This window comes from Kitasatospora sp. MBT63, assembly GCF_000710465.2.
Classification (GTDB): Bacteria; Actinomycetota; Actinomycetes; order Streptomycetales; family Streptomycetaceae; genus Kitasatospora.
On record NZ_JAIZ01000213.1, the window covers coordinates 1 to 5081 of the forward strand.

The window sequence follows — 5081 nt, forward strand, 5'->3', positions numbered from 1 at the left end:
GGGTCGGCTGCGGAGGCGGCCCGCCGTCTCGCCGCCGCGATCGGCCGCAGCCGCAGCGAGCTCGCCGCGGACCTCCGGGCCGGCGCGCGCGACCGGCTCCGCTACGGGCTGCAGCGGCTGACCGTCCTGGCCTCCGGCCCGCTCGCCACCGCGGTCGACACCACCGCCGACGGCCCGGATCGGGCGGGCGCGGCGGGCGGCCACGACAGCGAGGGCGATGAAGGAGGGGACGGCGACGACGAGGCGGACCGGGGCTCGCTGCACTGCATGTTGATCTCGCTGGATCCGTCGGCGACCCACCGGGCCGCCTTCGGCACCGGCCCGGGCGCGCTCTACCTGCTCCGTTCCGGCCACTGGATCGACGCGTACGCGGCCCGGCTGCTGCACCATCCCGACGGGCAGCCTCCGTTGCCGCCCGCTCCGGCGCCCACGCCCCGGCCGTTCCGGTTCCGGCTGGTACCGGCCACGCCCGGGGACATCCTGCTGCTCTGCACCCCCGGTCTGGCCGCGCCGATCGCCGAGGAGCCGGCGGTGGCGCACTTCCTGTCCAACCACTGGGCGCACCCCCACCCGCCCGGCACGGTCGACTTCCTGCGCCAGGTGCAGGTCAGGGCCAAGGGGTACGCCGACGACCGCACGGCCGCCGCGCTCTGGACGGAGTGAGCAGCCGCCCGGGTCCGGTCACGGGCCGCCGTTGCGGGGCGCGGGTCAGCGCGGTCCGAGCAGGGCGGTGGTCACCGCGGCCACCTGGGCCAGGGCGTCCTCCCGGCGGGCGCCGGGCAGCCCGATCGCGATCGGTACCGCGAAACCGTCCAGCAGCGCCCTGATCTGCGTCGCCACGTCCTGGACCGACCCCCGCCCGGCGGGCGCGGACTCCGGCCCGGTGGACGAAGCGTCCGGCCCGGTGGGTGCCGACTCCGGGGCCGGGCCCGGCCGCGCTCCGGCGAGCGCGAACTCGCCGGTGGCCACGCCGTCCTCGATCACGCCGACCAGATCGGCGTGCCACGGGACCTCGATCGCCTGCTGGCCCTGCCGGATCTCGGCACTGGCGGGGGAGCGCCCCCAGACCTCGACCCACAGGATCCAGCGCGGGTCACCGGGCCCCTCGGGCAGGTACAGCCCGGCGTAGGCGGCCAGCCGTTCCCGGCCCGTCGCGCCGGGCCGGGCGAGGGCGGCGCGTCGGCGTTCGCCGAGCTGCTCCTCGCTCCAGTGGAGGGTCTCCAGCAGCAGCTGGTCCTTGCTGCCGAAGTAGTAGAGCAGGTGTCCGGCGCTCATCTGGAGCTGTTTGCCGAGTCCGGCCATGGTGAGCTTGGCGAGCCCGTGCTCGGCGATGGCCGTGCGGGCCGCCGCGAACACCTCCTCGCGCGGCCGGGCAGCCCGGCGCGCCCGTGGCTCCGCCATCTGCTGTTCCTCCCGGCTGTTCGGCACGACCACTCACGATACGTGGTGCCGCCGCCGGGCCGGCCCTCCGTCCGTCCGCAGGCCGGAGCCGGTCGCGGCCATCGCGGGGCCATCGCCTGGCCATCGCACGGGAACCGGGCGGGGTGCCCGCCGGGGCCGGCCGTTCGGCCGCGGCCCCGGCGGACGTGCGGCGTCAGCCCTTGGTGGCGGCGTACGCGCTCTGTGCGGCGAAGCCCCAACTCGGGGTGGCGTCCCACGGGTTGAGCATCACGTCGTCGGTGACGTAGGCGTAGCCGGCGCCGCGGTCGAAGGCCTTGTCGAGGGCGTCGTGCATCGCGGTGGCGTCCGGGGTGGTGTGCACCAGGTGCCAGAACGCGGTGCCGCTCGGGTCGAGGGCGGCACCCGAGTAGTAGCCCACGGTGTAGTTGAAGACGTTGCCGCCGAGCCAGCCGGCGCCGGTGTACGCGGCGTAGGTGTTCTCGAAGGTGACGAAGGTGTCGGCGGTCCGGTGACCGGGCTCCAGGTAGCAGTCGGCGACGGCGGTGCCGGGGTTGTCCACCACCATCTCCTCGACCTCCGGGTCGAGCGCGGAGACGGTCTCCTGCACGTACGTGCGCAGGGCGAGGTAGTAGTCGCGCAGCGCGTTGTCGGTGCCGCAGTCGCGGCCGGACTGGTCGAAGAAGATGCCGTCGACGTGGACCTTGTGGTCGGCGGTCCTCAGGTAGTTGTCGACGGTCGCCTTCACCGCCGCGAGGGAGCGGTTGCCGTGGTCGGTGTCGACGTAGCCGAGCACCTTGGTGTGGCCGCCGGTGGCGGTGGTGGCGGTGCGGAGCGTGTCGGCCTGGGCCTGCCAGGTGGCATCGAACGGGTCGTAGCCGTTGTTCGGGTTGAGGATCACGACCGACGCCGCGGGCTGCGCGGACCGGATGCCCGTCAGCATCGGGTGGCCCGGCGCGACGTACGCCGGAACGGCGATCTCCAGGCCGCGGGTGTGCCCGGCGGCGGCTGCGCCCGAGGTGCTGCTCGCGGTCGCGAGTGCGGCGCCGATCAGCGCCACCGGCAGGCTCTTGGTCAACATGCGCATAGCGAATCCCCCATGATCGATCGAACGTGATCGCATTCTTGCACCCGTGGGCGACAGCCTCGTGGCGCTCGCCGTAACCCCCGTCGACCATCGGACGGAACGTCAGCTCAGCATCCCGGTCCGGTGCCCGGCCCGTGGCCGCCCGCGCGCGCATGGCCACGCCCGTACGGCCGCGTGACATCCGACGCAGGGTCAGCCGGGCAGCCCGAGCAGCACCTCGGCGGCCGCCGGTACGTCGCGGACCGCGTGGTCCGGCGCGGGGTGGTCGGCCTGCCAGGGCAGCTCCGGCGAGATCCAGATGCTCCCGACGCCCGCCGCCTGCGCGCCCAGGATGTCGGTGGCCGGGTTGTTGCCGACCATCCAGGCCCCCGCCGCCAGGTCGTGGCCCGAACGCCGGGCCGCGACCCGGAAGATCTCCGGGTCGGGCTTGCGGGCGCCGGCCTCCTCCGAGATGCAGACCGTGTCCACGGCCTCCAGCAGACCGGTCCTGGCCAGCTTGGCGCCCTGGATCGCGGTGTACCCGTTGGTCAGCACGGTCACCGTCCAGCCGGCCGCCCGGAGCCGGCCGACCGCCTCCAGCGCACCGGGCAGGACGTACACGCGTTCCGCCAGCCCGTCCACGTACCGCGTCCACAGGTCCGGCCCGGACCGGTCCGTTCCGTGCGCCGCCGCCAGCCGCTCGAAGGTCTCCGCGGTCGGTGCCGCCAGGATCGCCGGCTCGGCGGCAGGCGGCAGGCCCCGTTCGGCGCAGAACTCGGCGGTCCACTCGGTGGTCGGGCACCGGCGTTCGACGAGGGTGTGGTCCAGGTCCACCAGGACGAGCCGCTGCATGGCGCCAGCGTAGCGACGCGGCACCGCCGGGCCGCGGAACCGCGCCGCACCCGCCGGGCCGACCGCTGAGCGGCCGCCCGGCGACGGGCCCGAGTGCGGCCTGAGCCGGCCTCAGGCCGGCGGCGCGGGCTTGGCCGCGGTGTACAGCCAGGCGTCGAAGAACGCCCCCAGGTCCCGGTGCGAGATCTGCTCCGCCAGTGCGCGCAGGTCGCAGCTGTCGGCGTTGCCGTAGCGGTACCGGGTCGGCCACTCGGCCAGCAGGGTGGCGAAATCACGCTCCCCGATCAGCTCGCGCAGCGCCTGCAAGGTCATCGCGCCCCGGGTGTACACCGCGTCCTGGTCGAAGATGTTGTCGTGCCCGGGGTCGCCGGTCTTCAGCTGCCAGAACGGGTCCGTGGCCGGGGTCGCGTAGTACCCGTCGAAGGTCTCCCGAGCGGTCGGGCCTCCGTGGTCCTCCTGCCAGCGCCACTCGGCGAAGGTCGCGAACCCCTCGTTCAGCCAGATGTCCCGCCAGGTGCGCGGGGTGACGGAGTCGCCGAACCACTGGTGGGCGATCTCGTGCACCACCGCCAGCTCGTCCGGCTCACCGTCGTACACCGGGCGGCTCTGGGTCTCCAGCTCGTACCCGACCCCGATCCGGTCGATGATCCCGCCCACCGAGTCGAACGGGTACCGGCCGAACCGCCGGGCCTGCTCCACCACCGCCCGCTCGGTCGTCGCCCGCAGGAACGTGTCGTCGCCGCCGGCCGCCGGGTCGTACGCCGTCACCGACGGGATGCCGCCGGCCTCGCCCCGGGTCACCCGGAAGTCCCCGATCGCCACCATCGACAGGTAGCTCGCCATCGGCCGCCGCATCTCCCAGGTCACGGTCGACCGGCCGCCGTGGACCTGTGCCTCACCGTGCTGCTCCCCGTTGGCCAGGGCCTTCACCCCGGACGGGGTGGTGATCCGGAAGGTGTAGGTGGCCTTGTCGTTCAGGTCGTCGTTGACCGGGTACCAGGTCCGCGCGCCGTCCGGCTCGTTGAGGGCGACGGCACCGTCATCCGTGTTCAGCCAGCCGTAGTCGCCGAGCACCGGGTCCGAGATCCGCTGCGGGACGCCCTGGTAGGCGACCTTCACCGTGAACCCCTCGCCGGGGCGCGGCGGCCGGACCGGCTCGACCACCAACTCCTGTCCCTCGCGCCGGAACCGCGCCGGCCGCCCGTCCACCTCCACACCCGTGATCTCCGGCCCCGAGTAGTCCAGGTCGAAGCTGCGCAGGTACCGCTGCGCCGTCGCCCGGATGGTCGCCTCGGCGGTCAGGTGGTGGGTCGCCGGGGTGAAGTCGAGGTCCAGGTCGTAGTGCGCCACGTCGTACCCCTGGTTCCCGGCGAGCGGGAAGTACGGGTCGCCGGACCCGGCGCCCCCGGCGGTGGGCGATCCGGTGTCAGGGCCCGGGGCGGCGAACGCGGCCGAGGCCGTCGCGGCCGGTACGCCGGTGAACAGGGCCATCGCGCAGGCGATCCGCAACGCGACCGCGGCAGCTGAGCTTCTCGTCATACGGCGCATCATCGGCCACTGCGGCCCGCGGGCCCGGTCGGCGACACGGCCCGGACGGCCGGTCGCACCGTCGTCCGGCCCCGGTTCACCCGTACGGGTGGCACCGTCGGCTGGCCACCTTCGGTTGGCTCCATGCCGGTAGCCGTCAGCCCAGTCTGGTTCGGGTGCCGCCGGGGCGGACCCGGCCGCGGCCGGTGCGGGCCGGCCGGGTCGGGCGCCGGTCCGG

4 protein-coding genes and 1 pseudogene are annotated in these 5081 nt (G+C 74.6%); 1 reads left to right on the plus strand and 4 read right to left on the minus strand.

Annotated elements, in window-relative coordinates; all coding sequences use genetic code 11:
• Positions 1-663: pseudogene (locus tag AA75_RS49320) on the plus strand (hypothetical protein); the annotation flags it as partial.
• Positions 664-708: 45 nt separating this feature from the next.
• On the opposite strand, the gene AA75_RS14650 reads toward AA75_RS49320, so the two are convergent.
• The 4 genes from AA75_RS14650 to AA75_RS14665 all read right to left on the minus strand — a co-directional run bounded on the left by AA75_RS14650 (position 709) and on the right by AA75_RS14665 (position 4855).
• Entirely contained in the window at positions 709-1401 is a 693-nt protein-coding gene (locus AA75_RS14650; protein ID WP_033820441.1) for a TetR family transcriptional regulator C-terminal domain-containing protein, read from the minus strand.
• 193 nt (positions 1402-1594) lie between these two features.
• Positions 1595-2479: a spherulation-specific family 4 protein gene (locus AA75_RS14655; protein ID WP_233289025.1), complete on the minus strand. Its 885-nt coding sequence runs from the start codon at positions 2477-2479 to the stop codon at positions 1595-1597.
• A gap of 198 nt (positions 2480-2677) precedes the next feature.
• Positions 2678-3316 (minus strand): HAD family hydrolase, encoded by a 639-nt coding sequence (locus tag AA75_RS14660; RefSeq protein WP_033820439.1) that lies wholly within the window; start codon positions 3314-3316, stop codon positions 2678-2680.
• Positions 3317-3427: 111 nt separating this feature from the next.
• Positions 3428-4855, minus strand: a complete 1428-nt coding sequence (locus AA75_RS14665) for a M1 family metallopeptidase (protein WP_199520326.1) — start codon at positions 4853-4855, stop codon at positions 3428-3430.
• Between the last annotated feature and the right edge of the window lie 226 nt (positions 4856-5081).